The organism is Ferrigenium sp. UT5, from assembly GCF_045866295.1.
Taxonomy (GTDB): domain Bacteria; phylum Pseudomonadota; class Gammaproteobacteria; order Burkholderiales; family Gallionellaceae; genus Sideroxyarcus.
Genome location: NZ_BAAFRY010000053.1, coordinates 1 through 2065, shown reverse-complemented (window position 1 = coordinate 2065; position 2065 = coordinate 1). Strand labels below are relative to the sequence as shown.

Here is a 2065-nt window from a genome sequence, read left to right as displayed (position 1 = left end):
CTTTGAGAAAACCCCACTAGATCAGGCTTTCGCGGGCGGTGGACAACTCTTAGAACAGACGGACTTTTCTAACCAGCTAAATTTGTTCGACTTTTAACCGGACACTACTGATGTTTGATCTTCAAAAACCACCCAATCGATCCCCGCAAAATACCCCCCAATCCGTCCTTCTAGCGAAGACGGCAGCGACACCCCATTCAACCCCGCCATGCCGTGCAGCATGGTCATCGCCGAACTAAAACTATCCGCGCGAAAGAACACCCAGCCGACGACGACCGCCAAAAACGTCAGCGTACCAGCCCCTAGTTTTGCCAAACGACCGCCGTCGCTCCAGTCCATTTTTTGTTTGAAGCCACGCCAGGCGTGGTTGATCATTAAATAAACGCCGTGCAGCGCGCCCCAAATGATGAAGGTCCAACCGGCGCCGTGCCACAGGCCGCCGAGCAGCATGGTGATGAATAAATTGAGATAACGGCGGAATTTGCCGTGCCGGCTGCCGCCCAGGGGAATGTATAAATAGTCGCGCAGAAAGCGCGACAGCGTCATGTGCCAACGCCGCCAAAAGTCAATGATGTTGGTGGCTTTGTACGGCGAGTTGAAGTTCATCGGCAGGCGCACGTTGAACATCAGCGAGATGCCAATCGCCATGTCGGAATAGGCGGAAAAGTCGAAATACAATTGCAGGGTGTAGGCCAGCGCGCCGATCCACGCTTCGAATAACATCGGCTGACCACCGGAGGCCACGGCGCTGAAAATCGGCGTGGCGAATTCGGCCAGCGAATCGGCGATCAGCACTTTTTTTGCCAAGCCCAGTACGAAAATACTCAAGCCCACCGCGACATTGTCCCAGTTGATATGGCAGACATTGCGCTGCGCAAATTGCGGCATCATTTCTTTGTGATGTAACACCGGACCGGCGATGAGGTGCGGGAAATAGGTGACGAACAGGGTGTAGTGAACGAAGTTAAATTCCTTCACTTTGCCTTGGTAGGTGTCGACCAGAAAAGCGATTTGGGTGAAGGTGAAGAAGGAAATACCGAGGGGAAGAATGATCTCACCGAGCGAGAGTGAGGAGCCGGATAGCTGGTTCAGATTGGTAACAAAGAAGTTAGCGTATTTGAAATAACCGAGCAGAATTAGGTTGACAGCGATAGCCAAGACCAACAAGATTTTTGACTGACTGACTGACTGACTGACTGACTGACTGAAGCGCTACTCATATCGTTTCTTACAACACGGCGTGCGATTGAATAGCCGAAGGCGTAATTCACCATAATGGAGGCGAGCAACAGGTTGACATAGCGAATATCCCACCAGCCGTAAAAAAACAACGAGGCGGCGGCAAGCCACAGTGACGCTAAAGCGTGACTGTGTTTCCCAATGCGAAAGAAGCCAAAGAAAACGATGGGGAAGAAGGCGAATATAAAAGTATAAGAATTGAATAGCATGTTCGCATGTTAGGTTTAAAGTAAATTCGGCGATGCGTCGTGCTGCTTCCAAAGTCTCGTCAAGATCGGCGACCAGCGCCAAGCGGATGAAGTTCGCACCGGGGTTGATGCCGTGCGCTTCGCGGGTAAGGAAGCTACCCGGTAAGACGGACACATTATAGTCGCGATGCAGTGCCTGCGCGAAGGCCGTGTCGGGAATCGGGGTCGGCAGCCACAGGTAGAACCCGGCGTCCGGTTTGCGCACCGGCAATACCGGGGCAAGCAGAGCAATGACCTGCTCGAATTTCTGCGCGTACAGGCGACGGTTTTCTGCCACGTGCGCTTCATCGTTCCAGGCCGCGATGGTTGCAGCCTGAATTGCCGGGTTCATCGCGCAGCCGTGATAGGTGCGATACAAAGCGAATTTTTCCAGGATCTTCGCGTCGCCCGCAACGAAACCGGAGCGCATGCCGGGCACGTTGGAGCGCTTGAACAGACTGGAGAATACCACCAGGTTCCGGTAATCGTGAGCCTGTCATAAATTTTGTGTTTGAGGCATAACATGCAACCTGAAAGGAACATGTATGCCAAGCAAAACGAGCAAGAAGCAAGCTGCGGTTCTACCGCGCATTCCGAAG

General features: G+C 52.9%; 1 protein-coding gene and 1 pseudogene. Both read right to left on the bottom strand.

Features of this window, described 5'->3' with window-relative positions; translation table 11 throughout:
* Positions 1-93 precede the first annotated feature (93 nt).
* A complete protein-coding gene (locus ACKTSJ_RS11060) occupies positions 94-1158 on the bottom strand; it encodes an MBOAT family O-acyltransferase (RefSeq protein WP_407900212.1) in 1065 nt (354 codons plus the stop codon).
* A 318-nt stretch (positions 1159-1476) separates the two neighbouring features.
* Positions 1477-1953 (bottom strand): annotated as a pseudogene (locus tag ACKTSJ_RS11055) (aminotransferase class I/II-fold pyridoxal phosphate-dependent enzyme); the annotation flags it as partial.
* Positions 1954-2065 lie beyond the last annotated feature (112 nt).